The organism is Pyrobaculum ferrireducens, from assembly GCF_000234805.1.
Classification (GTDB): Archaea; Thermoproteota; Thermoprotei; order Thermoproteales; family Thermoproteaceae; genus Pyrobaculum; species Pyrobaculum ferrireducens.
On the sequence record NC_016645.1, the window covers coordinates 1,063,404 to 1,088,990 of the forward strand.

At 52.5% G+C, this 25,587-nt stretch carries 33 protein-coding genes and 2 tRNA genes; 14 read left to right on the forward strand and 21 right to left on the reverse strand.

Going from position 1 to position 25,587, the window contains the following annotated elements; genetic code table 11:
• Positions 1-66: 66 nt before the first annotated feature.
• From P186_RS05850 to P186_RS05885, 8 genes are all read right to left on the reverse strand, one after another.
• Positions 67-486, reverse strand: coding sequence for a class I SAM-dependent methyltransferase (locus P186_RS05850; RefSeq protein ID WP_014288521.1), 420 nt, complete (start codon positions 484-486; stop codon positions 67-69).
• Positions 465-1,559 (reverse strand): MFS transporter, encoded by a 1,095-nt coding sequence (locus P186_RS05855; protein WP_148682778.1) that lies wholly within the window; start codon positions 1,557-1,559, stop codon positions 465-467. Before P186_RS05855 ends, P186_RS05850 begins: the two co-directional genes overlap by 22 nt.
• Positions 1,556-2,995 carry an MFS transporter gene (locus P186_RS05860; RefSeq protein WP_014288523.1) on the reverse strand — a complete coding sequence of 480 codons (1,440 nt, stop codon included), beginning with the start codon at positions 2,993-2,995 and terminating at the stop codon, positions 1,556-1,558. Before P186_RS05860 ends, P186_RS05855 begins: the two co-directional genes overlap by 4 nt.
• Positions 2,988-5,363, reverse strand: coding sequence for a COG1361 S-layer family protein (locus P186_RS05865; protein WP_148682779.1), 2,376 nt, complete (start codon positions 5,361-5,363; stop codon positions 2,988-2,990). The genes P186_RS05860 and P186_RS05865 overlap by 8 nt, the downstream gene beginning before the upstream one ends.
• 76 nt (positions 5,364-5,439) lie before the next feature.
• A tRNA-Ser gene (locus P186_RS05870) sits at positions 5,440-5,524 on the reverse strand.
• 202 nt (positions 5,525-5,726) lie between these two features.
• A tRNA-Ser gene (locus P186_RS05875) sits at positions 5,727-5,825 on the reverse strand.
• 30 nt (positions 5,826-5,855) lie between these two features.
• Complete coding sequence (locus tag P186_RS05880; RefSeq protein ID WP_014288525.1) at positions 5,856-6,626, reverse strand: ABC transporter ATP-binding protein; 771 nt, start codon at positions 6,624-6,626, stop codon at positions 5,856-5,858.
• Between the two features lie 29 nt (positions 6,627-6,655).
• Positions 6,656-7,999 (reverse strand): ABC transporter substrate-binding protein, encoded by a 1,344-nt coding sequence (locus P186_RS05885; RefSeq protein ID WP_014288526.1) that lies wholly within the window; start codon positions 7,997-7,999, stop codon positions 6,656-6,658.
• 110 nt (positions 8,000-8,109) lie between these two features.
• On the opposite strand from P186_RS05885, the gene P186_RS05890 reads away from it, so the two are divergent.
• Genes P186_RS05890 through rpl7ae form a run of 3 tightly spaced genes read left to right on the forward strand, consistent with a single transcriptional unit; the run spans position 8,110 to position 10,653 of the window.
• Positions 8,110-9,069 (forward strand): branched-chain amino acid ABC transporter permease, encoded by a 960-nt coding sequence (locus tag P186_RS05890; RefSeq protein WP_014288527.1) that lies wholly within the window; start codon positions 8,110-8,112, stop codon positions 9,067-9,069.
• Positions 9,066-10,160, forward strand: a complete 1,095-nt coding sequence (locus P186_RS05895; RefSeq protein ID WP_014288528.1) for a branched-chain amino acid ABC transporter permease — start codon at positions 9,066-9,068, stop codon at positions 10,158-10,160. The genes P186_RS05890 and P186_RS05895 overlap by 4 nt, the downstream gene beginning before the upstream one ends.
• 31 nt (positions 10,161-10,191) lie before the next feature.
• Complete coding sequence (gene rpl7ae, locus P186_RS05900; protein WP_014288529.1) at positions 10,192-10,653, forward strand: 50S ribosomal protein L7Ae; 462 nt, start codon at positions 10,192-10,194, stop codon at positions 10,651-10,653.
• A 10-nt stretch (positions 10,654-10,663) separates the two neighbouring features.
• Here rpl7ae and P186_RS05905 read toward each other — a convergent pair whose 3' ends face one another.
• Both P186_RS05905 and P186_RS05910 read right to left on the reverse strand, forming a co-directional pair.
• Complete coding sequence (locus P186_RS05905) at positions 10,664-10,849, reverse strand: 50S ribosomal protein L24e (RefSeq protein WP_014288530.1); 186 nt, start codon at positions 10,847-10,849, stop codon at positions 10,664-10,666.
• Complete coding sequence (locus P186_RS05910; RefSeq protein WP_014288531.1) at positions 10,846-11,079, reverse strand: 30S ribosomal protein S28e; 234 nt, start codon at positions 11,077-11,079, stop codon at positions 10,846-10,848. Before P186_RS05910 ends, P186_RS05905 begins: the two co-directional genes overlap by 4 nt.
• 66 nt (positions 11,080-11,145) lie before the next feature.
• Between P186_RS05910 and P186_RS05915 the strand changes: the two genes are divergently transcribed.
• On the forward strand, positions 11,146-13,038 hold the full coding sequence (locus P186_RS05915) for an arginine--tRNA ligase (RefSeq protein WP_014288532.1): 1,893 nt from the start codon (positions 11,146-11,148) through the stop codon (positions 13,036-13,038).
• Positions 13,035-13,589, forward strand: a complete 555-nt coding sequence (locus P186_RS05920) for a hypothetical protein (RefSeq protein ID WP_014288533.1) — start codon at positions 13,035-13,037, stop codon at positions 13,587-13,589. The genes P186_RS05915 and P186_RS05920 overlap by 4 nt, the downstream gene beginning before the upstream one ends.
• On the opposite strand, the gene P186_RS05925 is transcribed toward P186_RS05920, so the two are convergent.
• The 3 genes from P186_RS05925 to P186_RS05935 are packed head-to-tail and all read right to left on the reverse strand — an operon-like array spanning position 13,528 to position 14,727.
• Positions 13,528-13,869, reverse strand: coding sequence for a hypothetical protein (locus P186_RS05925; protein WP_148682780.1), 342 nt, complete (start codon positions 13,867-13,869; stop codon positions 13,528-13,530). The genes P186_RS05920 and P186_RS05925 overlap by 62 nt on opposite strands.
• Positions 13,847-14,209 (reverse strand): SUI1 family translation initiation factor, encoded by a 363-nt coding sequence (locus tag P186_RS05930; protein ID WP_148682781.1) that lies wholly within the window; start codon positions 14,207-14,209, stop codon positions 13,847-13,849. Before P186_RS05930 ends, P186_RS05925 begins: the two co-directional genes overlap by 23 nt.
• Before the next feature lie 26 nt (positions 14,210-14,235).
• Positions 14,236-14,727 (reverse strand): hypothetical protein, encoded by a 492-nt coding sequence (locus tag P186_RS05935; RefSeq protein WP_148682782.1) that lies wholly within the window; start codon positions 14,725-14,727, stop codon positions 14,236-14,238.
• Between the two features lie 31 nt (positions 14,728-14,758).
• On the opposite strand from P186_RS05935, the gene P186_RS05940 reads away from it, so the two are divergent.
• Both P186_RS05940 and P186_RS05945 read left to right on the forward strand, forming a co-directional pair.
• Positions 14,759-15,598 carry an S-methyl-5'-thioadenosine phosphorylase gene (locus tag P186_RS05940; RefSeq protein WP_014288536.1) on the forward strand — a complete coding sequence of 280 codons (840 nt, stop codon included), beginning with the start codon at positions 14,759-14,761 and terminating at the stop codon, positions 15,596-15,598.
• Positions 15,599-15,628: 30 nt separating this feature from the next.
• The gene (locus tag P186_RS05945) at positions 15,629-16,027 is read left to right on the forward strand and encodes a translation initiation factor IF-5A (RefSeq protein WP_014288537.1); all 399 of its coding nucleotides are present in this window, start codon (positions 15,629-15,631) and stop codon (positions 16,025-16,027) included.
• A 3-nt stretch (positions 16,028-16,030) separates the two neighbouring features.
• Here P186_RS05945 and P186_RS05950 read toward each other — a convergent pair whose 3' ends face one another.
• Both P186_RS05950 and P186_RS05955 read right to left on the reverse strand, forming a co-directional pair.
• The gene (locus tag P186_RS05950) at positions 16,031-16,621 is read right to left on the reverse strand and encodes a DUF655 domain-containing protein (RefSeq protein ID WP_014288538.1); all 591 of its coding nucleotides are present in this window, start codon (positions 16,619-16,621) and stop codon (positions 16,031-16,033) included.
• Positions 16,618-16,953, reverse strand: coding sequence for an RNA polymerase Rpb4 family protein (locus tag P186_RS05955; protein ID WP_014288539.1), 336 nt, complete (start codon positions 16,951-16,953; stop codon positions 16,618-16,620). Before P186_RS05955 ends, P186_RS05950 begins: the two co-directional genes overlap by 4 nt.
• 83 nt (positions 16,954-17,036) lie before the next feature.
• On the opposite strand from P186_RS05955, the gene P186_RS05960 reads away from it, so the two are divergent.
• Positions 17,037-17,339: a 50S ribosomal protein L21e gene (locus P186_RS05960; RefSeq protein WP_014288540.1), complete on the forward strand. Its 303-nt coding sequence runs from the start codon at positions 17,037-17,039 to the stop codon at positions 17,337-17,339.
• On the opposite strand, the gene P186_RS05965 is transcribed toward P186_RS05960, so the two are convergent.
• Genes P186_RS05965 through P186_RS05975 form a run of 3 tightly spaced genes read right to left on the reverse strand, consistent with a single transcriptional unit; the run spans position 17,324 to position 18,755 of the window.
• A complete protein-coding gene (locus tag P186_RS05965; RefSeq protein ID WP_014288541.1) occupies positions 17,324-18,073 on the reverse strand; it encodes an ATP/GTP-binding protein in 750 nt (249 codons plus the stop codon). The genes P186_RS05960 and P186_RS05965 overlap by 16 nt on opposite strands.
• A complete protein-coding gene (locus tag P186_RS05970) occupies positions 18,073-18,363 on the reverse strand; it encodes a signal recognition particle subunit SRP19/SEC65 family protein (RefSeq protein WP_014288542.1) in 291 nt (96 codons plus the stop codon). Before P186_RS05970 ends, P186_RS05965 begins: the two co-directional genes overlap by 1 nt.
• Entirely contained in the window at positions 18,360-18,755 is a 396-nt protein-coding gene (locus tag P186_RS05975; RefSeq protein WP_014288543.1) for a 30S ribosomal protein S8e, read from the reverse strand. Before P186_RS05975 ends, P186_RS05970 begins: the two co-directional genes overlap by 4 nt.
• Positions 18,756-18,864: 109 nt before the next feature.
• Here P186_RS05975 and P186_RS05980 point away from each other — a divergent pair, with 109 nt between their 5' ends.
• The 6 genes from P186_RS05980 to P186_RS06005 are packed head-to-tail and all read left to right on the forward strand — an operon-like array spanning position 18,865 to position 22,750.
• Positions 18,865-19,113, forward strand: coding sequence for a Gar1/Naf1 family protein (locus P186_RS05980; RefSeq protein ID WP_148682783.1), 249 nt, complete (start codon positions 18,865-18,867; stop codon positions 19,111-19,113).
• Positions 19,110-20,006 carry a TFIIB-type zinc ribbon-containing protein gene (locus tag P186_RS05985; RefSeq protein WP_014288545.1) on the forward strand — a complete coding sequence of 299 codons (897 nt, stop codon included), beginning with the start codon at positions 19,110-19,112 and terminating at the stop codon, positions 20,004-20,006. The genes P186_RS05980 and P186_RS05985 overlap by 4 nt, the downstream gene beginning before the upstream one ends.
• A 30-nt stretch (positions 20,007-20,036) precedes the next feature.
• Positions 20,037-20,477 carry a MarR family winged helix-turn-helix transcriptional regulator gene (locus P186_RS05990; RefSeq protein WP_014288546.1) on the forward strand — a complete coding sequence of 147 codons (441 nt, stop codon included), beginning with the start codon at positions 20,037-20,039 and terminating at the stop codon, positions 20,475-20,477.
• The gene (gene thpR / locus P186_RS05995) at positions 20,474-21,037 is read left to right on the forward strand and encodes an RNA 2',3'-cyclic phosphodiesterase (protein ID WP_014288547.1); all 564 of its coding nucleotides are present in this window, start codon (positions 20,474-20,476) and stop codon (positions 21,035-21,037) included. The genes P186_RS05990 and thpR overlap by 4 nt, the downstream gene beginning before the upstream one ends.
• Complete coding sequence (gene cca / locus P186_RS06000) at positions 21,034-22,293, forward strand: CCA tRNA nucleotidyltransferase (protein WP_014288548.1); 1,260 nt, start codon at positions 21,034-21,036, stop codon at positions 22,291-22,293. Before thpR ends, cca begins: the two co-directional genes overlap by 4 nt.
• A 37-nt stretch (positions 22,294-22,330) precedes the next feature.
• Complete coding sequence (locus P186_RS06005; RefSeq protein WP_014288549.1) at positions 22,331-22,750, forward strand: hypothetical protein; 420 nt, start codon at positions 22,331-22,333, stop codon at positions 22,748-22,750.
• Here P186_RS06005 and P186_RS06010 read toward each other — a convergent pair.
• From P186_RS06010 to P186_RS06020, 3 genes are read right to left on the reverse strand one after another with little or no spacing between them, the layout of a single operon-like run.
• Complete coding sequence (locus P186_RS06010) at positions 22,734-23,531, reverse strand: ARMT1-like domain-containing protein (RefSeq protein WP_014288550.1); 798 nt, start codon at positions 23,529-23,531, stop codon at positions 22,734-22,736. The genes P186_RS06005 and P186_RS06010 overlap by 17 nt on opposite strands.
• A complete protein-coding gene (locus P186_RS06015; RefSeq protein WP_014288551.1) occupies positions 23,512-24,531 on the reverse strand; it encodes a pyridoxal-phosphate-dependent aminotransferase family protein in 1,020 nt (339 codons plus the stop codon). The genes P186_RS06010 and P186_RS06015 overlap by 20 nt, the downstream gene beginning before the upstream one ends.
• Entirely contained in the window at positions 24,528-25,451 is a 924-nt protein-coding gene (locus P186_RS06020; protein WP_148682784.1) for a D-2-hydroxyacid dehydrogenase, read from the reverse strand. Before P186_RS06020 ends, P186_RS06015 begins: the two co-directional genes overlap by 4 nt.
• Between the last annotated feature and the right edge of the window lie 136 nt (positions 25,452-25,587).

A 25,587-nucleotide genomic window follows, 5' to 3' on the forward strand; every position in this document is an offset into this window, starting at 1 on the left:
GGCGGTGGATACAAATATATATGTTTTGTTCACATATCTATATCTATTGGGGGCCGTGTACTTATCTCAGTTACGTTGCTCCACTATCCGCCACTGCCCCCTAAACTCTAGGTACACCCTCTCCGCTATCCCCAGCCACAGAGACGCCACTTCGTCGTAAGAGGCGGGCTCCACCGAGGAGAGGAAGAGAGCTGAGTCAAAGGCGCCGCGGCGGAACGGGGGGAGGCGGTAGTCCGCGAGGACGAGCTCGCCGCGGTCCCCCCTCCTCTCAGCGGCGCGTCTCAACATGTCCAGCGATATGTCGAGGCAGACTACGTACCCCTCCAACACGTCGAAGGCGACGCCCACTCCGCACCCGGCGTCGACTACCCTAGAGCCCACCTGAGAAGCTACTCGCCAATACTTTGCCCTCTGCTCCTCTCCATAAACCTCTTCGTATACGGGGGCTAGGTGTTTATAAAGCTCTAGGATATGACTAATCTCCATATCAAGACGAGCGAGGCTATTGAGGAGGACGCCGCCGTGAAGACAATCGCCAGGTAGTTGCCCACGTCTGTGAAGTACCCGTAGAGGACGCCGCTTACCAAGAGCCCCAGTCCCCACATGGCGTTAACCACCCCGAGCGACGTGGCGGCGCCTAGCTTAGCCGCCTCGGCCTTGGCAACCACGTCTGCGTACGAAGTAACTACGGCGTACAGCACGGCGCCGGCAAATAGATAGACGCCGCCAGTCATAAACGATATCGCCAGCAGTATCGTGAAGAGGGGGGCTATCAATAGTGTTTTGTGACTTCTGTCGTATATAAAGCCCAGCGCGAGCGACGCTGGGATTTCGGCCACCATCGCGACTAAGTAGAGAAGCGACGCCAGCCACGGCACCTCGGCTAGTCTATACATAGAGAGAGATATGTGTATTATCGAAAGCCCGAGGAGGAACTGCGCCGCGCCGAAGAAAAACACGCCTCTCCCAACCGCAACCCCACCACCTCTCCCAACCGGCTTGACTTTGCCCACTCTATACGCCACGTAGAGGATTAGAAGAGCCACCAGCCCGGGAACGAGGGCGGCTGTGAAGACGGCTTGCGCCGCGTAGCTCATGTACAGCATCGCGGTGGCCATGGCGACCCCCGCAATCGCCCCCACTTGATCCAGCGCCGCATGTATCCCAAACGCCTTGCCGCCAGATCCCCTGCCCCCCGCCCCGGAGATAATAGCGTCGCGCGCAGGCGTGCGCAGGGCTTTGCTAAACCTCTCTAGGAACACGAGGCTGGCGACTTGCCACACGTCTCTGGCGAATGCCAGGCCCGCCACGGCGGCTACCTGCAGTCCGTATCCTAGGAAGGTCTCCAGCCAGTAGCCGCCCCGTCTATCTGCCAGCGGACCTGTGGCAAACCGGGCTGCGTAGCCCAAGGCGTCTCCCAGGCCGAAGACAAAGCCAACAAACGCCGCCGTCGCACCCAGCTGGTATAGATACTGGGGGACTACGGCGCGCATGCTTTCATAAAGCCAATCAGCGAAGAGAGATACGAGACCTAGTAGAAGGATTAGCTTGAGATTCACGCAGGTTGTTTAATTGGTGTATTAACGTTTTGCCCCAGCACCTCTCTGGCGACGGCGATGGGGACCAAAGTCGCAAGGAACATTGCGGTGGCGATATCTATGTTTATTACGTACGCCTCTTTCGAAGGCACTGAAAAGTAAATGGGTCCTAGAGGGGTTTTGTAGTATACATAGGTGCTGAAGTTTGTGAGTACCGTTCCCGCCACCGTGGGGGCTATGGCTGATCCGAAATTGCGAAACACGGTGTTGATACCAGTGGCGGCGCCCAGTCTCTGCCTAGGTACCGAGAACGTGAGGAGGTTGATGAGCGACACGTTCAGAAAGGTAAGTCCTATGAAGCCCAGTGTCATGTATGTAATTAGGGTCCACAGACCGCTGTATAGATGCGCGGCGGATAGCTGATAGCCGGCCACTGCGAAGGCGACGCCCATCGCCGCTATTTTCCTGGCGCCTAGCCTCCACATAAACCTACCGGCTAGGGGGGCAACAATTATCTGCGCCGCGGCTGGCGGCAACATGTACAGACCAGTCTGCAGTATAGTAAGCCCGTAGCCGTAAGGCGGCGGCATCTGAAAGAGGTACGACATATTTTGCGAATTCATTTGAAATGCATATGCCACGATAAATATGGCAAGGGTGGCCGCAATTACATTTCGGTTAAAGACGTCTCGAGGGATGAAGGGATCGTTGGTAGTTAATTCATGTAGAATAAATACAACTGCCGACACAGCCGATAGGATAAACAGAGACAGTACCCTAGGGGAGTACCAGCCCCAGTCAGGTCCCTTTGATATTGCTAGGAGAAGAGAAACCGCCATAGATGCGAATAGTCCAATCCCCAGGATGTCTATTCTCCGCGGCGTTTTATATCTACTTTCCCTTACGAACATTACTATGGAGAAGGTGAGTAGGGCGGCTATTGGAGTTGCTGTGTGGTAAGTTGCTCTCCACCCGTAGTTCTGGGCAATATAGCCGCCTACGGGCAACGCTATGATTATCCCAACGCCAAACATAGCACTGACAATCCCCTGGGCCGTGGGCACCATATTAGGCGGAAACTCCTCCCGGATGAGGGAGAAGGCGAGGGGGAACATCGCCATTCCAAGGCCTTGAATTGCGCGAGCTAGTAGCAACACCTCGAAACTAGGCGCATATCCCGTGAAGGTAACCGCAAATACGTACGCCACCATAATTATTGACAACATCTTCTTCTTGCCGTACATATCGCCGAGGCTTCCGAAAACCGCGGCGCTGATTGTACCCGAGATTAGGTAGATAGTTAAAATCCAGGAGGCGTCAGCTGGCGTGATGTTGAACTCCGCCTGTATCCTGGGGAGGCTGGGCATCAACATAGCCTCAGTGTACATCACAAGCAATGCTACGGAGCCGAGAAGCGGCGTTATCCTCCAGGCGTATTTAACGTCGTAGCTATCCACGGCGCCTTCTGCGCAAAGCCATGGCTATCCCCGCCAAGACTAGCACTATAGTCAGCACCAGTGGTACAACTACGAACATATCCAAGCCGCCTCGCACTTCGATAGGTATGTTAACATACTGCAGAGCCGGCGCAAAGACTCCAGTTTGGTTCCAAGTCAGCACCAGCGTTAAGGTGTAGATGCCGTTAACCGCCTTGTCGGAAACATCAAGTAGAAACGCGGTGCTGACGGTGGCGCCGGGAGGCACATCACCTAGTATTCTCACTCCAGCCGTAGCGGCGTCGGCTATGTTTGATGCATGTAGCTCAAATACCTGCGATGGCGTGAGGGAAATCCTTACGTTCTTCGCCTCCTCTGGGCCCAGGTTTGTGACGTTTATCATTAAAACAGCTGTGGAGCCGGGGGCGACGTTGTAAACCCTATAAGTTATTCTTAGAGAGTCTTTTCTGCCGATCTCTAACAGTCCCCGCGCCGTGGAGCCGCCTCCCTCCCAGCTGGCTAGTGCAACAACATTGTAGTTTCCCGGGCTCAACTTGGACGCGTCGATATAGAAGGTGAGAGTTACTGGAGAGCCGGGGGGTAGGTAATCGAGGGTGTAGCTCTGCCGGCCTATTGTGGAGTTAAGTAGAGTAACCGTGACGTTGCGCGCGACGACCGGTCCTGTGTTAATTACCTGGACGTTTACCTGGGCCACCGGTGTCCCCTCTAAAATCTTTGGCGGCGTCACTAAGACGTTTTGAATTACTACATTTGGTTGGCTGACTGTAATGTAGTATGTGTAGCTAATACCGTTTATCGACACAGCGATGGGGTATCTGCCAGGCGGGTAGCCGTCGGGTATTTGTATTACTAGGTACGTGCTGTAGGGCTGGCCTTGAGGCATATAGGGCACGTAGTAGCTTGAGGGGGTTAGGAGGGTTAAAGGCGTTGAGATTGAAATATTGACGTTTCTTGCGTTAAATGGAGACACAACAGTAAGTGTGCCGGAAATCAAAGCACCGGGGTAGGCCACGGGTGGGTTAAATACCGCCGCAACATTAAACTCAGGTCTTAAAACCTCGTAGTGGAATGTGTAGAGAGTCCCGGCCACAGATATGTTGATTGGGTATACACCCGGCTTAGCATCTCTAGGTATTTCAAAAATAATGTTAAACGTGGCGGGTGACTGCGGTGCGATAAATGGAATAGCAGATGAGGTGCTTGTGATTGCTTTAAAAGGCGAGTAAACCTCCACGCCTACGTTTGACATAGTGTAGTTAGTGGCAATTACAAATGTGGCTTGTGTAAGCGATCCGGGATAGCCCTGCGGTGGGTTAAAAACCGCGTTGATGAACAGCCCACTCCGCGGTATGTACAAGTCTGCGTATTTAATAATACATGTGCCAGAAAAATAGCAAATCTCAACTGGAATTCTCACCTCTCCCTGTTTAGTTATCAATAGCTGGACAGGCAACTGAAGTTGTGTAAGTACTGGAACAGCTACCACTCCACCGGCTAGAACTTTCACACCATCGCCGTCTAGCACTTGTACTGTGACGTTTTGCAACGGCGCAGGGCCACCTTGCGAAATTGCCAGAGTTACTAGAGTAGGAGATCCCGGGATCGGCTGCTGGCTGGGAGTTGCTAACACGTTGACCTCGGCACCGCTCACTACGGGCAACTGCACTGTTTTTCTAAAAACAACAGAGCCAGCGTACCCCGATAAGCTACTTAAGGCGATCTCCAGCGTAGCATTATAGAAACCCGGTCTTAAGTCCTTAGATAGTGCAAAGTTTAGGAGACAGGTGGAGTTCGACTTTGGAGGCACCACGGCGTCGCATGAAAGCGACGAATTAAGGAACCGAGACACGACACTTCCATTTATTGAAACGCGGACCTTTAAGAAATCCGCTGTTGGGTTGAAAAGCAATACAGGCAACTGCACCGCTTGACCCGCTAAATAAGACGTCGGCCTTGGCACCACGAGGGTGGAAAAATCAAATGGGAGAACTTCTATGTCTACACTTGACTCCGCTGAGCGGGTAAGTGTGTAGGCCGTAACTCGAATTCTGTAGTAGCCGGGGCGGGCATCTAGAGGTATTTGAACCAAAGAGATGAAAGTCGCCGGGACGCCGGCAGAGAGTTGCTGTACCTGAATAGTTGACCCCGTCAAGACCTTAAATGGAGAGTCAACATCTACATAGACATTGGACAGCGGCTGAGCAGAGACAAGGGTGATGTAGAGCTGGACCACGGAGCCCGGGTAGATATATGGCGGGGAGTATGACAACGCCAGATTAAACTGTGGCTGTTGTAGAGCGGGATTTGTCTGGGCCAATACGAACGCTGTGAGAAAAACCATCAGCATTATCCGATATATCGGAAGCATAAAGCCAAAACTGATACCGCTATAAAAATTTGAAAGTGCGCAATACCGCCACAAGCTTTTTCATCGAATAGAAAGGCGCCGGGGGTGGGATTTGAACCCACGCCCCCGAACGGGGACGGGCTTAGCAGGCCCGCGCCTTGGACCAACTCGGCCACCCCGGCTGTTGACACCCAACATCACGGTTTTAAATTTTTCCCCCCCACGACAATCCTCGTTATGTATTAAACCATGTGGTTTGTTTTAGACTGTGATGACAATGTTTCCGGATATACGTGTCCGGAGTGGCCAGGGCTGACATAGGCTTCCTACTCATCAAGACGTAATACAAGGACGTGCGGCTGGCTCGGCTGGTGAGAATCAAGGCGCCGGGGCCGGGATTTGAACCCGGGCCCCCTTGACGGGGACGGGATTTCTGGCGCGGTGTCTCCAGTCCCGCGCCTTGGGCCGCTCGGCCACCCCGGCTGTGCTTCTCTTGCCGTATGTATTTAAGTTTTATCCCCCGATATAGACCTCCCTGACCTTGGGGTCGTTGGCGACTTCTTCTGGCAACCCCTTTGAAATTATGCGGCCACTGGCCATTGCGTATACGTAGTCGACGTATTTGAAGGCTATGTCTATGCGGTGTTCTATTACTAGGAAGGTGACTGCTTGTTGCTGGTTTATGTCCCTGACGATTTTGAAGACCTCGTGGGCTTGGTCTATAGGGACGCCGGCAATGGGCTCGTCAAGTATTATTAAATCGGCCCCCGCCATGAGGGCCCTGGCTAGCTCCAGGAGCTTCATCTCGCCAGCCGAGAGGAGGTTGGCGGGCGTATTCCACTTATCCACGAGCCTAACAGCCTTCAGTATGCTAAACGCCTTTTTCGCAAGCTCTTCCTCTTCTTTAACCCAGTTTTTTACTAAGGCAGAAATCACGCCTTCGCCCCTCTGCCCCCTTGCCACTGCAAGGAGGTTTTCTAAAACCGTCAGTTTCTGAAACACCTGCGGTATCTGAAACGTCCTTACGATGCCCACTGCGAAGATTTTATGCGGGGGCCACCCAGTTATGTCAATAGCCCTGCCGTCCCTCTTCATGTAAAATACCTTGCCAGACTCCGGCTTGTAGACCCCAGTTATTACATTTACCAGAGTTGTTTTGCCAGAGCCATTGGGGCCTATTATTAACGTGATTTTTTGCCTCTCGACTGAAATATCGACTCCATCTAGAGCCCTAAAGGCGCCGAATTGCTTCACAATACCCTGAGTAGAGAGGATAGAGGCCATTTTAGAAAAAATTCTAGGTAGTTATAAAGTTACTGAAACAGCGGCTTGCCTTGGTCAAATATAACTATCTTTCTGTCTGTGCCGTAGTAGTAGGCGGCGTCTATGTATTTTGGTTGCCCGCCTTCGATAACTACGCCCCATACGACGTAGTTGGGGTATGCTCTGTCGCCGGCGGCGTCGAGATATACCTTGCCGGTGACGCCTTGGTAGGTGCCCTCCTTACCCCACTGCTCAAGAGCGGCCCTCACCTTGTCGGGTTCGTCTGTGCCTAGCTTACAGACAATCTGCATAAGTATCATAGCCGCGTCGTAGCCATACGGATCGTAGGCAACGGGGTCCTTGCCGTACTTCGACCTGTACCTCTGCTTAAACTCCTGGAACTTGGGGTCGTTGGGGTCAGGCGCCGCGATCGTGCCCAGCATCCTGGCCGCCGCCATCTCCTTACCCACCTGTTTAATTAAAGCCTCGCTGTAGGCTATGCCGTCTGTCCCCACCCACCTAACCTTACCCAACACGGAGTCGGAGGCGGCTGACTGGATGGCGATGACGCCGTCGTCCTCAAAAGTGACAAACACCATGGCGGCGTCGGTGCTGGGCTGGCCCAGGGCGCTTGACAGCTTTCTAACCGCCTCGGGAACCGCAGTGGGGAAGGCCTTGGGATCTGGATCATAGCCGGCTGTGGCCACTATGTCTATCCCCAGCTTTCTGCTCTCGTTGGCTATGGCGTTTTTGAGGCCGAGGCCCCAGGCGTCGTTTCTGTAGAGAATCACCGCCTTCTTGACGCCGAGTTTGTTGAGTAGGTCGGCTATGGCGGCGGCTTGTGCGAAGTCTGTGGGGACTATTCTATATACCCAGTCGTTGGGTATGGCTAGCAGAGGCGAGGTGGAGGAGGGGCTGAAGATAATTATCTTGTTCTGGTCGGCGAAGGACTTAACTGCGCTGACCTCGCCGCTGGCCATGGGGCCTACAACTAGCCGAGCCCCCTTGGCGTATAGCGTCTGCACCTTCTGCAAAGCCTGCTGCGGGTTTGTGCCGGTGTCCTCTACCAAAAGCTCAAACTTCACCCCGGGACACATCTCATTCGCATCTTCGACAGCTAGCTCGACAGCATTCCTCACACCAATACCATAAGACTGCAAACCTCCAGTCAGAGGCAGGGCGGCCCCGATGTAGACTGTCTTCTTCTGTTGCGTCGGGCTTGGCGAGGTGGTTGTCGGCGTCTGGGTCGGGGTTGTCTGTGTAGTGGTTGGCGTCGGGGTGGTTGGTTTAGTGGTTGGAGTCTGTTGGCCCCCACCTGTGGCTAAAAGGGCCGCGATTGCCAGTATTACCACTACTCCGACTATTATACCTATATACAGGCTTTTGGATGCCATATGAGACTAATGCAACGCATATAAATATTTTGGCTATGTATATATAAATAAATAAAGTATATAGTTCGGTCATGTGATAAAACTTATTTATAACTCCCTTCCAAGGCTGTATGGAGTTATTTGTTAACATTGACTACCCAACACTTGCGAGGGCTGTGATATTTTCCAATATCTATGTACTGCTGGCGCTTGGGCTGAATTTAACCTACATCACAACGAAAATCCCGTCTTTTGCACACGGCGACTTGGCCACAATAGGCGCCTACGTCAGCTACCTCTCTATTGTTTTTCTATTTACACAACTCGGAATACCAGCTAATGTATACCTAACTATTCCAATTGTTGCTCTAGCTACTGGCGCCGTTGCGGTGCTGTCGTACATAGCTGTGTTTAGACCTATGATTAGGAGGGGGGCCGGAATCACATCCTTAATGATTGCGTCGTTTGGATTGCACTTTGTGTTATTTGCCTCGGTTGCCATAGTCGCCGATTATGTACAGAACACGTTTAAAGTGTTGAGTAGAAACGTCCTACTTGCGAGGTGGGAGTTTGTGTGGCCTGGCACAGATTTCCTAACCTCCGTAATGATCAACTCAACTATCATGGTTGTCGTGGTTACGGCGTTGCTCTACATACTGCTGTATAAGACTCGCTATGGTATAGTCATGAGGGCCAGTATTGATAATCTCTACCTAGCTAGGGCTGTTGGGATAAATGTGGAGAGGGTATTCGCTGTGGCTTGGCTCCTAATCGGCGCGGTGACCGGCATCGCCGGTATCTACATGGCTATGTTCTTCCCAATGACCGAGGAGCTGGGGTGGCTTAGGCTCGCCGTTATGTTCGTCGCATCGGTGGTGGGAGGCTTGTCTAACATCTACGGGGCAGTGCTAGGCGGCTATGTCGTCGGTCTAAGTCTCGTCCTCGGCGCGGCGTATATTCTGACTCCCCTGGGGGTGCCCACCGAGTTCCAGCTCGCCATACCGTTCGCCTTCGTGATAGTAATACTGCTATTCGCGCCTCAAGGCTTGGCTGGAATAGTTTCAAAAATCGTTGAGAGGGGGAGGAGATGATTCTCCAACTGGAGCTGGGATCTCTTGAAGTGCTTTTTAGAGAGACGATGATATTTATAGCGATTTACGGCATATATGTATTGAGCCTAAATCTAGAGGTTGGATACCTCGGCCTTCCCCAGTTCGGCAAGGTAATGTTCCTGGCGCTGGGGGCGCTTGCTGTTGGGGGTATTGCGACGAAAATTGCGCTGTTAATCTACGGGGGGACTATATCCGCCCAGCTTAACATATCTCCCTTATCAGATCTAGACACGTACTGCTCTGCGTATCAGTACCAAACTATAGACATAATCAACAATATATTTACGTCTATGCCGCTACATGGCGTGGGGTTTTTCTTGTTGTCGCTGATTCTAGCCGCGTTGCTAGGAGGGGTATTCGGGATTTTAATGGCGGGACCTGCCTTGAGGCTACGCGAGGATTATCTAGGCATTTTGCTTCTAGTAAGCGCGGAGATGATTAGAATAATTGCCACATACACCCCGCAGGTGGCTTGCGGAGTCTTCGGAGCCGTGGTGCCCGATCCCTTTGCCTGGGTGGGCACCGACCGCCGGCCGTGGGTGTATCTAGCCGTTACACTCCTATTTCTACTGGCTACGGTGTTTATACTTGAGAGGTTGGCCAACTCGCCGTTTGGCCGCGCTCTGAGGGCAATCCGCGACGCCGAGACCGCGGCTAGGGTGTTCGGAAAGGACGTGGTGAGGTACAGGATAAGAGTTTTGAGCACCGCCTCTGCGCTGGCCGGAATCGCCGGGGCGCTTTTCGCCTTTTACAACAACGTCATTAACATGAACATGTTTGTGCCGTACTATACGTTTACTGCCTGGACTATGCTTATCATAGGGGGGATGGGTAATAACTACGGCGCACTTTCGGGCGTCGTCGTTTACTATATCATTGATAGAGTTCTTAGTATCTACAAAGAGGGTATTAGGCAGATTGTCAACGTCGATCCAGTATTCTTCCAGTACATAATACTAGGCGTTATAATAATACTTGTGCTTATGTTTAGGCCTCAGGGCCTCGTTGGTGAGAAGCCGGCAAAGACATTAAAGAGGCGTGTTTTAGAGAAGTTGCGCGGGGAGGCGTAAATATTTATATAGCCGGTTCTTTGTGGCACCCATGGCAGTGACGATAGACCCAAAGACGTTCTATGCAAATCCGCCGCCTGGGAAGCCTTTCTATGTGAGATTCGAGGTGCCTGGCGACGTGGCTGAAAAAGCCCTTGAGATACTGTCTATAGCGAAGCAGACTGGGAAGATTAAGAAGGGCACTAACGAGGCTACGAAGGCCGTCGAGAGGGGGTTGGCGAAGCTGGTGCTGATAGCTGAGGATGTGGATCCCCCGGAGGTGGTGGCTCACTTACCGCTGTTGTGTGAGGAGAAGAAGGTGCCTTACGTATATGTGCCTTCTAAGGAGAAGTTGGGGAAGGCCGCTGGCATCAACGTGTCTGCAGCTGCGGCGGTGGTGATAGAGCCCGGTCAAGCCGCGGGAGATTTAGAGGCCTTAGTATCGAAAATTAACGAGATTAGAGCCAAACACGGTCTAAACGCGATACCTGTACCGGCTGGCGGTAGGAGGTAAATAGGCGTTTTTAGGACTGTCTCTTCTGTTGTTTTCTTACCCAGGCTAGCTTTCTGGGGTTTCTCTTAAACCTCGTTGCGCTTACGAAGCACTTTCTGCTACAGTATCTCACCACTGTGCCGTCTGTCCTAACGTACATTATGCCGTAGCCGGGCGGTATGTCGGCCCCACAGAAGGCGCATTTGTGGATTTTCATCTTGCCGTTATTCTACGGGCTTCTCTTTCAGTCTCCCTAAGCATTACAATATCGCCGAGCCTCACGGGCCCCTTTACGTTTCTGGTCAACACCCGCCCCTTGTCGCGCCCTTCGAGGACTTTTATCTTGACTTGCGTAACCTCTCCTGCCACCCCCGTCCTCCCGAGTATCTGCACCACCAGCCCAGCGACCGCGTCTTCATACGGCGAGAACTTTACCTCCTCCGTCATGGCTTTGTTGTGTAGGTGCCTTATTTAAAGTTTTCTAAGTATTTATAGCTTGGAATTAATTAGCCCGTGGATCCTCTTAAGCCACCTAAAGAGGAGTTCACGAGGGTACTCAGCGAATTAGCGCGTGAACTCGGCCTTGGGGAGGTGCCGGAGGTGGAGAGGACTAGGCGTTTCGGCTTCTTCTCGGCTAGGTTTCACAAATATAGAGTAGACCCACGCCGCCTTGCAGAGGCCGTCGAGGTCTTCAAGAGCCGCCGCTTTGACTACCTCACGGGGCTCTCAGTGGAGGGGCTCTACGTCAACGTCGATGTCGATGTGAGTAAAGTCGGCGAGCTTGTTTTCGACGCCGTGGCGAAGATGGGGAGGAAGTACGGCTTTTCTGAGGAGTGCTCCGGGGGCTCCTTCCTTGTGGAGCACACATCTGCAAACCCCATACATCCACTGCACATTGGACATGGAAGAAATGCCATACTCGGAGACTCTCTTGCACGTCTATTGAAGTTCTGCGGCAACAAGGTGGAGACTCATTTCTATGTAGATGACTGCGGCGTGCAGGTCATGTACGCCGCGATTGGCTACGAGGCCGTCAGAGAGGAGGTTGGGAAGTTGGCGGAGAGGGCGAAGCCCGACTTAGTAGTTGGGCAGATATACTCAGCCACAAACGCCGTCGCCGAGGTGGGGAGGCTTAGGAGAGAGCTGGAAAAAGCCAGCGATGACGAGAAGAAGAGGGAGATCTTGGCGCAGATAGATGAGTGGATGGCTGTGCTGAGGCGGTTGCTTGACGGCGAGAGGGAGATTATTTCAAAAATCGTAGAGCGGCTGGGGCAGAGGGATGTGGCTGGGGAGGCAGTGGAGCTGAATAGGCGTTACGAGCTGGGCGAGCCCGACGCGAGGAGGGTCGTGAGGGAGGTGGTTGACTTGGTCCTCAAGGGACAGAGGGAGACCCTAGCCCGGCTGGGCATCGAGATTGACAAGTGGGATTACGAGAGCGAGATAGCTGTGTGGTCCGGCGAGGCGGCTAGGGTGGTTTCGGAGCTCCAGAGGAGGTGGCCTCAGTACGTGGAGAATAAGGGAGGCGCCGTGGTCTTCCGCGCCGATAAGTTCGTCGAAGACTTCCAACTGTGGGACGTGTTGGATCTGCCTAAGTTTATCCCGCCTGTTACGTTGACTAGATCTGACGGGACCACGTTGTACGTGACGAGGGACGTGGCCTACGCCTTGTGGCAGACTAGACAGGGCTTTGACAAAGTTATAAGAGTGGTGTCTACGGAGCAGACACATGAACAGGCACATGTGCGCATCATCCTCTACGCCCTCGGCCACGAAGACGCCGCCAGGAGGGTGATCCACTACGCGTATGAGATGGTGAATCTACCAGGTGCAAAAATGTCGGCACGTAGGGGGCAGTACATATCCCTCGACGAGATTCTTGACGAAGCTGCGGAGCGGTCGGCGAGTCTCGTAAAGGAGAGGAATCCAGAGGTCAGCGGAATAATCGCCGAGAGAGTGGGCGTCGGCTCTGTGAGATACGCATTCCTCTCCACCGGGCCGCGTAAGCCTATTGAGTTTAGGTGGGACGCGGTGCTGAACCTCAGGCAGAACTCCGGAACCTTCCTCCAGTATACATACGTCAGAGCCTACTCCATACTTGAAAAAGCCCAGGTGATCGGCAGAACCCCCGTGCCTGGGGGTATATTACCCGAAGAGCGCGACTTAATTCTAAAAGTCGCCGAGTGGCCCAGCGTAGTTAGAGAGTCAGCCCGGTCGCTGAGGCCGGACTACGTAGCGGAGTTTCTCGACGGCCTAGCCCTCGTGTTTAACAGCTACTACGAGAAAGCTCCCGTGCTCAAGGCGGAGGAGCCTGTGAGGAGTTTTAGACTAGCTTTGGTAAACGCCGTGAAGACTGTGCTGGAGGCCGGCTTCTACATCTTAGGCATCCCAATACTCACAAAGATGTGAACAGCGTAATAGGGAGGGCTGGGGAGTGCATAGCTGAGGAATACCTCAAGACAAGGGGGTTCCTCGTCTGGAGGCCGGGGGATTTCATACGCCTTTTGGAGGTGGTTCTGGCGTACAGCGTAGTCTCCGGCGAGTGTAAAGAAGAGCCTAAAGAGCCGATTACGTTGGCTATACCCACGCCTGTTGGCTACGTGTCTGTCACCTACTGGAGGGGTAGGTGTCTTTCAGAAGACGCTAGGACAGCCACGCCGCTGGAGGCCAGCCTCTACGCGCCCTGTCTAAAGAAATGCGTCGAGGAGACAGTTGACAAGCCTCTTCTCCACGCCTTGTCCAGCGTTGCTACTGAGTTGTTGCAGTACAGAGCCGCCCTGAGAACCGTAGATCTCTTCGCATTTAGAGACGGCGCTCTGTACGCGGTGGAGGTGAAGACGAACTCCGGCAAACTCACAGAGAGCCAGTTGGAAAAAGCCTCTGTTTTGAGGAGGTGGCTTAAGCCGCTGGTCGTCCGCGTATATCTCCAAAATCCTCTTGTTGAGATAAGGCCCCAATAACCTGCGCCGTCTTTTCTAGACAGACGACGACGTCCCGCGCCATGAATTCCCGGGTGGCGCTTGACAGCGCGCTGTATATCTCGTCGCGGGATAGGGCGTAGGCCAAGGCTAGAAACTTCGCAAGCACGTACTCCCCGCTCCTCTCCACAATCTCCTCCATCTTTCTCCACCCCTCCGCCCAGCTGTCAACGCCTAGGAGCTCTAGGCAGAGCTGCGCCAGGGCTTGGTAGTCCTCTTGCTCTAGTGCCCGCTTGATTTTATGTCTCGGTAACTCCTTCATCTATGAGTATGTTCTCTTCCTTAAAGCCCATTTCTATTAAAAGCTTCTTAATCTTCTGCCGGTGATCTCCCTGTATTTCAATCCAGCTATCTCTAATAGTGCCCCCAGCGGCGAGTCTTTTCTTAAGCTCCCTAGCCATATCCTTTATGCCTAGTTGCTTCGCGTCTTCTGAATTCCCGAAGTCTACAATTGTTACGTAGTGCCCCCTTCTATTTTCAAGCCTAATCCTCACCAGAGCCTTCTCCTTGGTTATTGTCTGCATCAGCGCATCCTCATCAGAGCCACCTAACAGTTGGTCGATAATGTCTTCCGCATCTTGACCTGGGAGTTTTATCTCCATTCCGCCTCTACTCTTCTCACTGGTATTTAAACGTTTTCCTTGACTAAGGGGCTTAGCTCCACATGTACCCTCCTCACCACGGCCACGGGAGCGTTTATAAAGACCGCCAGGTACCGGGCTCTGAATGGCTTGTCCACACACTCTACTACATTTTCCCGATCTGTCAACTGCAACTCCACCGGTTTAATCAGCACGTAGGGAGCCAGCTGTGTGTCTATCGGCTTGGCATAGTTCTTGTATATACACGAAAACATCCGGCGGCGTCTAGCCACCACGAAGCCAGCGCCGAAGTCACCGCTTGCCTCCACTAGAGCCACGTAGGCCTCCCAGGGAGGCGTCAGGCCCTCTATCTTGACCCCCTCTATAATATACCTAGAGCCGGGGGCAACCGCCAAGTCGATCTCACGTTTTACGACCCAGGGGGCGTTTATGGCTTGTATCTCGTATTTATCGTCTGGAGTTTTCCTGGCCCCGTATTTTTTGACGAGTTCGGCCGGCGTTGGGGCGAAGACTTCCACAACTGTTAAAATTCTCGGCTTATTTACCTTTATGGTTAAGCTAACCACCCCGCCGAAGAGCCCCAAGGAACTTGGATTTGACGAATTTCCCGCTATTGGCATAATCGGCGGGAGCGGCTTGTACGACCCTGGCATTTTTGAAAACGCTGTGGAGGTGCAGATACACACCCCCTACGGCCTCCCCTCAGACAACGTCGTTGTGGGCCGCGTATCGGGGCGTGTTGTGGCGTTTCTCCCGAGACACGGCAGGGGGCATAAATACCCGCCTCATAAAATACCGTACAGGGCAAACATATATGCGCTACACGCCCTGGGCGTTAAGTCGATCATCGCCGTCAGCGCAGTAGGCTCGCTGAGGCCGGACTACGCCCCCGGCGACTTCGTAGTGCCGGACCAGTTCGTGGACATGACTAAGGGGAGGGAGTACACCTTCTACGACGGGCCTAGGACTTGCCACGTGCAGATAGGGCTGGAGCCCTTTACGCAAGAAATTAGACAGGTACTGATAGAGACGGCGCGTAAGTACAACAAGACGCACGACGGGGGGTGCTATGTCTGTATAGAGGGGCCTAGGTTCAGTACAAAAGCCGAGTCGAGGATTTGGAGAGAGGTGTTTGGCTGCGACATCATCGGCATGACGCTGGTGCCTGAGATTAACCTAGCCCGCGAGCTTGGGATGTGCTACGGCTTAATCGCCCTAGTCACCGACTACGACATATGGGTGCCGCACCAGCCGGTGACCGCAGAGGCTGTGGAGAAAATGATGATAGAGAAGCTCGGCATCATTAAGAAAGTGGTTGCAGAGGCTGTTCCAAGGCTACCCGCCGAGATGCCTAAATGCGGCGAGGTGCTGAAATACGCCTGTGTCTAAAATTTATATATCTCAGCCTTAGAGTGCCCTATGTCGACTAAATACGTCGAGGCAGGCGAGCTTAAAGAGGGGTCCTACGTCGTTATTGACGGCGAGCCTTGCCGCGTCGTGGAGATCGAAAAGTCGAAGACCGGGAAGCACGGTAGCGCCAAGGCGCGTATAGTGGCTGTGGGGGTGTTCGACGGAGGGAAGAGGACCTTGAGCCTTCCAGTTGATGCACAGGTGGAAGTCCCCATCATCGAAAAATTCACCGCACAGGTCTTATCAATGTCCGGCGACGTAATTCAGCTGATGGATATGCGCGACTACAAGACTATTGAAGTACCTATGAAGTACATCGAGGAGGAGGCCAAGGGGAGGCTTGCCCCCGGCGCGGAAGTAGAGGTCTGGCAGATACTAGACCGCTACAAGATAACTAGAGTTAAGTAGTTTTTACTGCTCGGCGTGTTGCGGTGGGGGCAGGGCAAAGAGGTAGTAGCTATCTTCACCGGTTATTTCTCTCAATATCCTCTCAGTGATGAGCTCCACTATGTCAATTCCGGCTCTCTGCTTCACGTCTTCGTAAGACGTGAATGGGCGCTTCTTCCGCTCCTCTAGTATCTCCTGTACCTTCTTCTTTCCTATGCCTTTCAACAGCTCTAGGCTGTGAAGTTTGAGTGTTATTGGACCCGCCTCGTTTAGCCACTTCACAAATCTGCTTTCCTGTTGCTCCACTATTTTCCTCACCACGGCGTTGAGGTTCTCCCGGCCCTGCGGCTGGAGGTCGTCGTACCTAATCCTCCTAACAATTTTATCTACTTTGTCTCTCTGGCCCTGCCCCACGTATACCCTCTCGCCTATCTCAACCACGGTTCCCTTCTTAAGCGTCACTTCTAACAACGTGAAGTGATCCTCGCCGACGAGGTGGGCGTAGGATACGTCGTGTGGAAACTCTCTCCTAATTTTAGGAGGTAGTTTATACACCGCCACCTCCGGCGGCAGTATGTCAACTACATATGCGTACTCTTCTCTCCGGCCTCTCATTGCCCAGTTAGTAACTTGAAGATTTCTCTCAACTCGCTGTCTGAGTACTCCCTCCTTTCGAGATGCGATAACACTGTCCTCAACTCCTCTACGCTGTCTATTGAGAGATTTACCAGCTGTATCGCTGTGATCTTGGCGAATCCGAACTTCTCTACTAACTGCTTCACCAAGCTTTCCGCGTTCTCCCGCGTCCTCTTTGTCACTTTTTCTAGGTAGTCAAGCGTCTTTCTCTGCTCGTCCGACAGCTGAGTTGTGGCGGCTACCTCCCTCAGTATGGCGAGGGCGCTGGCATGCGGCACCTCTTCAGACTTGCGGATTTTTTTAACGCTCACTGCCTAGTGTGTACACCACTTTATAACTTATACGCCCCTTACCACGGTGTTAAAGTTTAATAACCGGTGCCTATCCCGGGGGCATGGTTAAGAGGACACACGGCTACCGCTATAAATCTAGGAAACTGCTTAGAAAAAAGCCTAGAGAGAGGGGGGCCCCCGGCCTTTCGAGGCTGTTGTACGAGTACAAGCCAGGGGATCAAGTCGTAATAGATATAGACCCCACCTACATATCCAACGCCCCCCACAGACGCTACCAGGGCAAAGTCGGCGTAGTCGTCGGCGTCAGGGGCAGGGCGTATGTAGTAGAAACCTACCTAGGTGACAAGAAGAAGGTTATTATAACGACGCCGGAGCACCTAAGGCCGTATCAAGGGGGTAGCTGAGCGTCCTCCCCACCTGTGTAGTGTATCTGTAACTGGTAGTAGAGCTTGTCTAGGCCATCCCCCGTTTTAGCCGAGACAAATATCGGCTCCACGAAGCCGCCCATGTTGGCGACTGATCTCAGAATCTCCTTCTCGTAGCTTGGCAGATCTATAGACTCTAGCAGAGTCTCGGGATCCTCAGACCAGTTGGTGATGTTGACAATTGCCTCTTCCGTGAGGAGATCTGCCTTATTCACAGCCAGGATCTGCGGCTTCTTGAACCTTATCCGGCTTGAGAGCGCCAGCAACATGGTTGTGGCGAAGCCGTCGATAGTCTGTATATACACGGCGTCTGCCACATACACCACTAGAGAATGCGTGTCTGAAAGCTTCTGTACTAGGTAGGCGCCGCTTTGTCTAAAGGCGAAGAGCTCCATTTGGCCGGGAGTATCTATTAAGTATATCGGAGCCCCAACTACCTCCATCTCCTCTTTTATCCTCTCAGCCTCAGTTACCACCATGTCAACCGCCGCTATTATAGAGGCGTTGGGGCCCAGCTTGTACTGCTTCATTACTTTCCTCGCGCTTACCCTATCTCTAATATCTATATCGGGAACGTAGGGCAGGTACTCCGCCGCCGGATCTAAGTTCACAACCCCTACGTCGAATCCTTGTTCCTCCATCCATGTAGATAGGGCCGCGACTAGGGTGGACTTCCCCGACCCCGCCGTCCCGATAAAAAATACCGTGTACATCAACTACGTGCCTCTCTAATCACAGCGGCGACCTTGGCGGCTAAGACATGTATCTTCTCGCTACTCTCAACCACCACGTAGCCCTGTAGCCTCTCTTCGTACCACAGGGGGGGATATCTCTTTCCTGGATAAACCTGGAATTTGTAGCCAAGCTTCTCAAGGGCCTGGGCCACCTCTTGCAACGTTGGCCTATTCACAGCTAGGCTTTTAGGTAGTAGCCTCCCCTTGGAGCGGGGGGTGGCTGAGTCTAGGTATGCGAGCCAGAGGATTCTTCCGCCTTTTTTCTTCATTCTACAAGTACTGCGTTTACGACGCCGTCTTGGCCGGGGCGGGAGGTGACCACTGCCCTGCCCACCTCCGTCTGGATAACCGCGCCCTTGACTATGTAGTTACGTCGTGCAAAATCTGGATTCGCCGGAGTTGAGACGATGGACACAATTTTAGCTTTTGCACTCCGCCTCTCCTTAGGCAGATAGACGTTGGCGTACCTCACCTCTCTCAGCCTCACCTTGAGATTGCCGCCTCTCACCCTCTCCACCACTCTTACGTCGGCCTCGCTGAGTTTTGGAATCTGAGGCGGGCCGCCGCCTAAGGCCTTTTTCTTAGTTTTTCTAACTTTTCTCTTCTTGCCGCCAGAGGGCTTTTTCAGATCTCCTCCTTTGTAATAGGCGCCTAGTTTCACGGCTTTTGTTAACGTTGGGGTATTTAAATTCTAGCCCACATGTGCCGTTAGGTAATATTCCAGTATTGGAGGGGCGAACCTTATTAAATAGGGGTCAACAATTGCTTTAATGAGACGTATTGGTCATGCTCTTCACTACTCCCGTCTGGGGAACCTCGTGGTGAAACTCTCGGAGGTTCCCCCCCTCTACGTAAACATATACACATACACGATGAAAAAAGTCGGAGTCTTGTACGACGTTATTGGAAATGTGAAAAATCCCTATGGTTTAGTGAAGCCGGCGACACGCGACGACTCGGTAGTAGGTCAAGCTCTCTATGTGAGGCCGCAAGATATTGAGAAGAGGCGGAGGAAATGACGCGGAGGTTAATATTCGAAGTGGAGGAGTATAGCTGCTCTGTATGCGGCTCTGTTAACGAGGTAGTTGTAGACTACGAGCGGGGTCAGGTCATCTGTAAGAACTGCGGCACAGTACTGAGAGACGGCATAGCTGATCTAGGACCTGAGTGGAGGAAGCCAGAGTCGTCAAGAGCGTATTCAGGCCCCATGGGCTCTTCTCTCGGCGATATTGAGTACGGCAATGTTAAAGTTATTGACAAAATCAAGGCTATTAGCTTGAAGAAGTTTTCACGACCCATCTCCACGCCTCTAGAAAGAGTTGAGGCGGATATAAGGGAATTCCTGGAATCAGCCAGAGAAAAGCTGGGGATTCCTAGGAATATAATAGAGGATTCTGTAATGCTGTACAAAAAGCTCTACGAGGCAGGGTATAGAGCCCCCAGGCTGGAGAGCTATGCAGCTACTCTGTACTTTTCTTTAAAGAGACACGGCGTCGCCGCAATTACCTTAAAGAAAGTCATAGAGGGGCTCGGCGTTGACCGCTCTAGCTTCGTATCGGCATATATGGAATTGATGAACATAGCGAGTAAACTCGGCATCAAGCCCCCGCGGGTAGATCCCAAGATCTACATCCCCAAGATCGTCTCGGCGCTGGGGATCGGCGACGAGAAGTCCGCGGAGGTGCAACGCATAGCTGTGGATATTCTCCGCTACATAATATCCATCCCCCGCGTTAGAAACGGCAGGAAGCCCCAGGTCCTAGCCGCAGCGGCTGTCTACTATGCTTGTTACATAGCTGGCGTCGAGGTTACGCAGAAGGAGGTTGCAAAGGCCGCGGACTCCACCGAGGGGCCTGTGAGGGAGTTGTTAAAAGACCTCTCCGATGTTTTATTCGTCGAGGTGTCTGTGTAGTAATTTATAAACTGGCCCCGGTGTCACTACGTGGCTACGCAGGAATATAACGAGGAATCTGACGTACTCACAGAGGTGGAGATCCAGATCTTGCAGGGCCTGGAGAGGCTTGGGGGTAGTTACCAACAGCGAAATCTCTGGAAGTACATCGGCATAGACAGCAAGACAGGTCTTCCAATCCTCGCCAGGCTTGAAAAGAGGGGCTTAATAGTAAGGGAGAGAGTTGGGGGGAACAAGAGGGGTATGTACGTGATTAGGCTGACGGACAAAGCGTATAAGCTCCTTAGTAAAATTCACGAGGAGGCGGTTGAACATCTTGTCATAAGTGTAGAGACCCTCCCAGAGGAGTATAGACTTCTCCTCTCCATCCCGTGTACGTACTGCCCCTATTCCGATAGATGCGGCGTCAGCTTCATAGCGCCTCAAAGTTGTGAGTTGCTGGCGAGGTGGTTTTACCGACTTAAGCCATGAGCCTCGTCAGATCCTTCGTGGCTGTGGACATCGAGGCGCAGGACGTAGTTAGGAGAGTTGAAGAGGTGCAGAGAGAGGTTTTGAGGCTCGGGCTAGACGTAAAGCTCGTAGAGCGGGAAAATTTACATCTGACTCTCCGCTTCCTCGGCGAGATTCCACAGAGCAATGTAGACGCCGCGATCCGCGCCTTGGCGCAGTTGAGGTTTAGCAAATTCCAGATTAAGTTGGCCGACGTGGGCGTCTTTCCAGATCTTTCAAGACCGCGGGTGTTGTGGATCGGCGTCTCACAGGGTGTTGAGAAGCTTACAGAGCTCGCGGATGTGGTGCGAAGGGCTGTTGATAGATATGCCGAACACCGCGAGGATAGGGAGTTCACCCCCCATTTGACAATAGGGCGTGTGAAGAGCGGGCGCAATATCGACAAGCTGAGGGAGTTGCTGGGGCGCTACCGGGGAGTTGAGTTTGGAGTAGTCACTGTAGACAAGGTCAAGCTGAAGAAGTCCACGCTTACGCCGAGAGGTCCTATTTATAGTGACTTATTTGTGTTAACACTTACGTGAGTAGCTTAGAGGAGGTCCTCCTAGAGGCTTATAAACTGGTGACGCCGGCACCTGCGGAGGAGGCGAAGATTAGAGAAGTTTCTCAACATGTTAAGTCTCTGGTGTCCCGGCTCGTGGAGGAGGGGGGCATAGACGCCGAGGTAGATGTCTACGGGTCAAGCGCCCGCGGGACGTGGCTACCTGGCCAACGCGATATAGACATCTTTGTGGTTCTTAAAGATAGGTCGGTTAAGCCGGAGGCCGTGGTTCAAATCCTTACTAAACGCTTCACGGAGCTGGGGCTTAGGTGGACGCTGCGCTATGCGCAACATCCATACGTCTCGCTCCAGGTGGAGAGCTACGAGGTTGACGTGGTTCCGTGTTATAAAATACAGCCAGGAGAGAGGCCCATAACCGCCGCCGACAGATCCCCACTACACCACAGATTCCTAGTGGAGAAACTAGACAAGCCACGTGTCTTAGATGTGAGGTTGCTAAAGCTTTTTCTAAAAACAATTGGGATATACGGGGCCGAGATAAGGTCAGAGGGGTTCTCGGGTTATTTAACAGAACTACTCATAGCTTACTACGGCTCTTTTGTAGAGACCCTAGAAGCGGCGTCTCGCTGGAGGCCGTACCGCACATACATAGCGTTTACAGACACTGGTACAAAATTCAAGGCTCCTCTCGTCGTAGTAGATCCCGTGGATCCGAATAGAAATGCCGCGGCGGCCGTGTCTCTGACCTCGATGTCTACATTTATTCTGGCGGCTAAGCGGTTTCTCAAAAAGCCTTCACTCAGCTATTTCCAAGCTACACATGGGGAATTAGTGAGTCAGTTAGAGACTGTTGAGGTGGTGTTTCCATACCCCGACGAGCCTCCTGATATTGTATGGGGTAGGTACAAGAGGCTGGGACGGGGCCTCTATAAGTGGCTTAGGGAGTGCGGGTTTAGAATACTCCGCTGGGGTGTTGAAAGCGACGAGGCTACGCACGTCTCTCTGGTGTACGTAGTTGAGCATGTGAAGCTGACCCCCTATGTGCTACACAAGGGGCCGCCTGTATACGACGAGGCAGTAGACGCATTTATTGAAAAATATGTAGGCGAGGAGGTGGTGGGGCCCTTTGTGCAGGGCTCCAGAGTTTATGTAATTAAGAAAAGGCGCTATGTAGATATCTCGGAATGCATTTCCAAGAGGTTGGGCGTGGGTAGGTACGACATTAGGATCAACGCATACAGCGGCGATTTAGTGAGAAAAAACCCGTGGATTACTTAAGCGATGACCTTATAAATCACCTCAGCATGGTGAATACATGGATGTACTCACTGTGAAGACGTATGAAGATGCTAGCCAATTCCTCTCAGAGCTGGATAAACAGATAAAGGATCTTGAAAGCTTAGTCAAGGCCGTGGGAGACGAATTGGAGAGGCTGAGGCCGTCTCTTGAGCGTTATAGAAGACTCCAGGACTTGTTAAAGAAGTTCAGCAGTGAAGGCTCTGAGAGAAGTGCTCCTATTGAGATAACTGGGTTGCAGTTGTATATCGACCCCAATCCCATGGTTAGGCACGAGATACTTGAGGAGTCGTATAGACACATGGTGGATCTTCTCAGCGTCTTGAAGAAAGTAAAGGAAGTGGCGCAGTCGGTGATACAGGAAGGTGGGCTAGAAACTCTTAGAGTTTCTGTGCAGTTCAAAAACGGGGTGCCTGTGAAGCTTATTGTGACAGGCTAATAATCGCCTTTGCCTTCTCGCCGCTGATTATAATAGGGGCGTTTCTCTGGACGCCGAAGACTCTGGCCAAGACGTCGCATTTAGCTCTGAACAGCAAAAGCGCAGGCGTCTGCCCCCACTCTAGATACGCTTCGAAATTGGCAATTCCCTTGGCTAGTAGAAAGCCATCTCTTATCCATCTCACAGGCGATATGTTTTCAGGCGTTACGACCACTCTGTATGTCGAGAGATCTCTCTCCAATACATCTATTTCATATGGCTGGGAGCGGACTACGAATGTTGGCGTAATTCCATTTCTTTCAAGCGCCTCGGCCACCACCAGATCTATCTGCGCCTCGCCGGAGTTGTCCAATACATAGTAGACGCTGTTAGGCAACGCCACATACTCCTCGATTGCTGGCAGATCCCACACAGCCTCCTCTAATTTCTTCGGCCTATATCCCAAGACGCTTGTATCGACTATGTTGGCCGCCGCCGCTATTCTCAAAGCCGTTGTTAAATCCCACGAGGCTTGCTCTAGCCTCAGCCTGACAGCCTCCGCCACTTTCTTGCCTATTGCGGCTAGTCTCGCCTTGTACTCCCTGTAGGGATCCTCATCGCCCACAAGCTTTGCCACGACTTGGAAGCTTTTGGAAAAAGCCTCGCTTCTGCTACTCAGCCGCAGTAACTGCGAAAGTTCGTTAAGTATCTCCGGCAGTCTGTCGGGTCTCCGTAGCCTAATTAAGTCCCCCGTCCTAGACGTGATTATGCAAAGCTTGCAGTTAGCCTCGTCTAGCCACATTATTGACTACCTCGGCTACTCTCTTAAGATCGTCAAGACTCACATCCCCCATTACGCCTATGCGTATTGATCGCTCCCGATACTTGTACATGCCGCCAGCGACAACGTAGCCAGCGTCCCGCAACTTAGCCATTACCTCCTTTGGATTCTCACATATAAATGTCGTAACTGTGAAGCTCCTCACATCCGCCGGAGGCACTGGTTGTAGCTTTACAGAGGCGTAGAGGTAGTCAACCCTCTCCTTGTGTATATACGTGTACCTCTCGCCGAGTTCTAGAATATAGCTAAGCGAGGCATCTAGCGCGAATAGGATTGGGATAGGCGGCGTGTACGGCGTCTCTAGGTGCTCAAGCATTTTGATAAACTTCTTTAAGTCCATCGTCGGCGGCACTCCCGTGGTGTATCTCGGCGGGGTGGTTGTGTATATTATTGCGGCGCCGGGAGGCGCCAGGAGGGCTTTGTGAGACGCCGTGGCAACCACATCCACCCCAGGCGGAAGAGGCTCAGCGGGAAAGCCCGATACGCTGTCCACAAGCAACAGGGCGCCGTGCGCCTTAACTATGTCAATTAGCTCTTTGAGTTTTTTATATGCAATACCCGTGCTAGTCTCGTTGTGTATGAGGAGCACCGCCTTCACGTCTCTATTTCGGCGTAATAAGTCGTCTACCTCATCAGGCGCAGGCGGCAAATCGCGCTCCACCTCCACCACCTCAGCGCCCCTAATTTTGGCACTCTCCACAGCCCTCTTGCCAAACTCGCCATATACCAGCGCTAGAACTTTCTCACCTGGATTTATATAATTGTAAATCATTGTATCAACAGCCAGCGTTCCCGTACCAGGTAACACCAGGGGTCTTGCTTGGTATAACGCCTCCAGCTTCTCCAGCACCGACTTGAAAAGTTTTTTGAACTCCTCACCTCTGTGAAATGGCGGTTGCTTTGCCATAGCCTCTACGACAAATTTAGGTAACTGGACGGGGCCAGGGGTTAGGTACTTCATAGCTTAATTCTCGACACAACCTCTTCTATATTATTGGCGAGCTCCTCGGCGAGTCTCCTCATCGCCTCGTACGTCTCAGACCCTACATGAGGCGTGACCACGACTTTTTCGTGGCTGATTAGCTGTTTTAGGTACTGGCTCCTGGGGGGCTCCTCCGGCAAGACGTCTAGACCTACCCCCCAAAGCCTGTCTAGATGTTTGAGAAGAGCCTCGTGATCTATCACCTCGCCTCTACTTGTGTTGATCAATATGGCGCCGTCCTTTAACAGTGATAACCTCTCGGCGTTGAGTAGCCGATAGGTCTCGGGAGTTAGAGGGACGTGGATCGTCACGACGTCGCTTAATTTAAGCAACTCCTCGAGAGGCACCTGCCTACCGCCGAGTTTCTCCACGTCTCTCGAAACGTCTATCACATCGCTGGCTAATACGCTCATGCCGAGGCCTCTGGCCAGCTGCGCAACGGCTTTGCCTATTCTGCCGAATCCAACCACGCCGATGGTCCTTCCAGCCACCTCAACCCCGATGTATCTCCCCTTGGGCCACTCGCCAGCCTTTACCTTGGAACTTAGGAGGGGTATACGCCGGGCGACTGAGAGAATCAGGCCTATGGTGAGCTCTGCGACGCTCTGAGAGGGGGCGTTGGGCGCGCTGACTACAGAAATCCCCCTTTTCACAGCGTATTCCACGTCGACGTTGTCGAGGCCGACGCCGTATCTCGCGAGCACCTTTAATTTGCTACCAGCGTCAATCACCTCTCTATCTATCTTGACCCGGCCTCTGAAGATAAGTATGTTATAACTGCCTACCTGCTTGATCACCTCCTCTCTCGAAATCCCTGGCCTGTAGTCTACTCTAATGCCTGTCTTCTCAAGTCTCTCCACCAGCGCCGCGTCTACCGCATCTATTATAAGGGCAGACATTAGGGCGGTCATTTAACTGATTTAAAAATATTCGGCAGACTATTTTTCACATATGTGATGACTAAACGGTCTGGCGATACGTGACCGGGAGACCGATCGCTGAATTAGAAGCAAAGTTTATATCTTGCTACATATA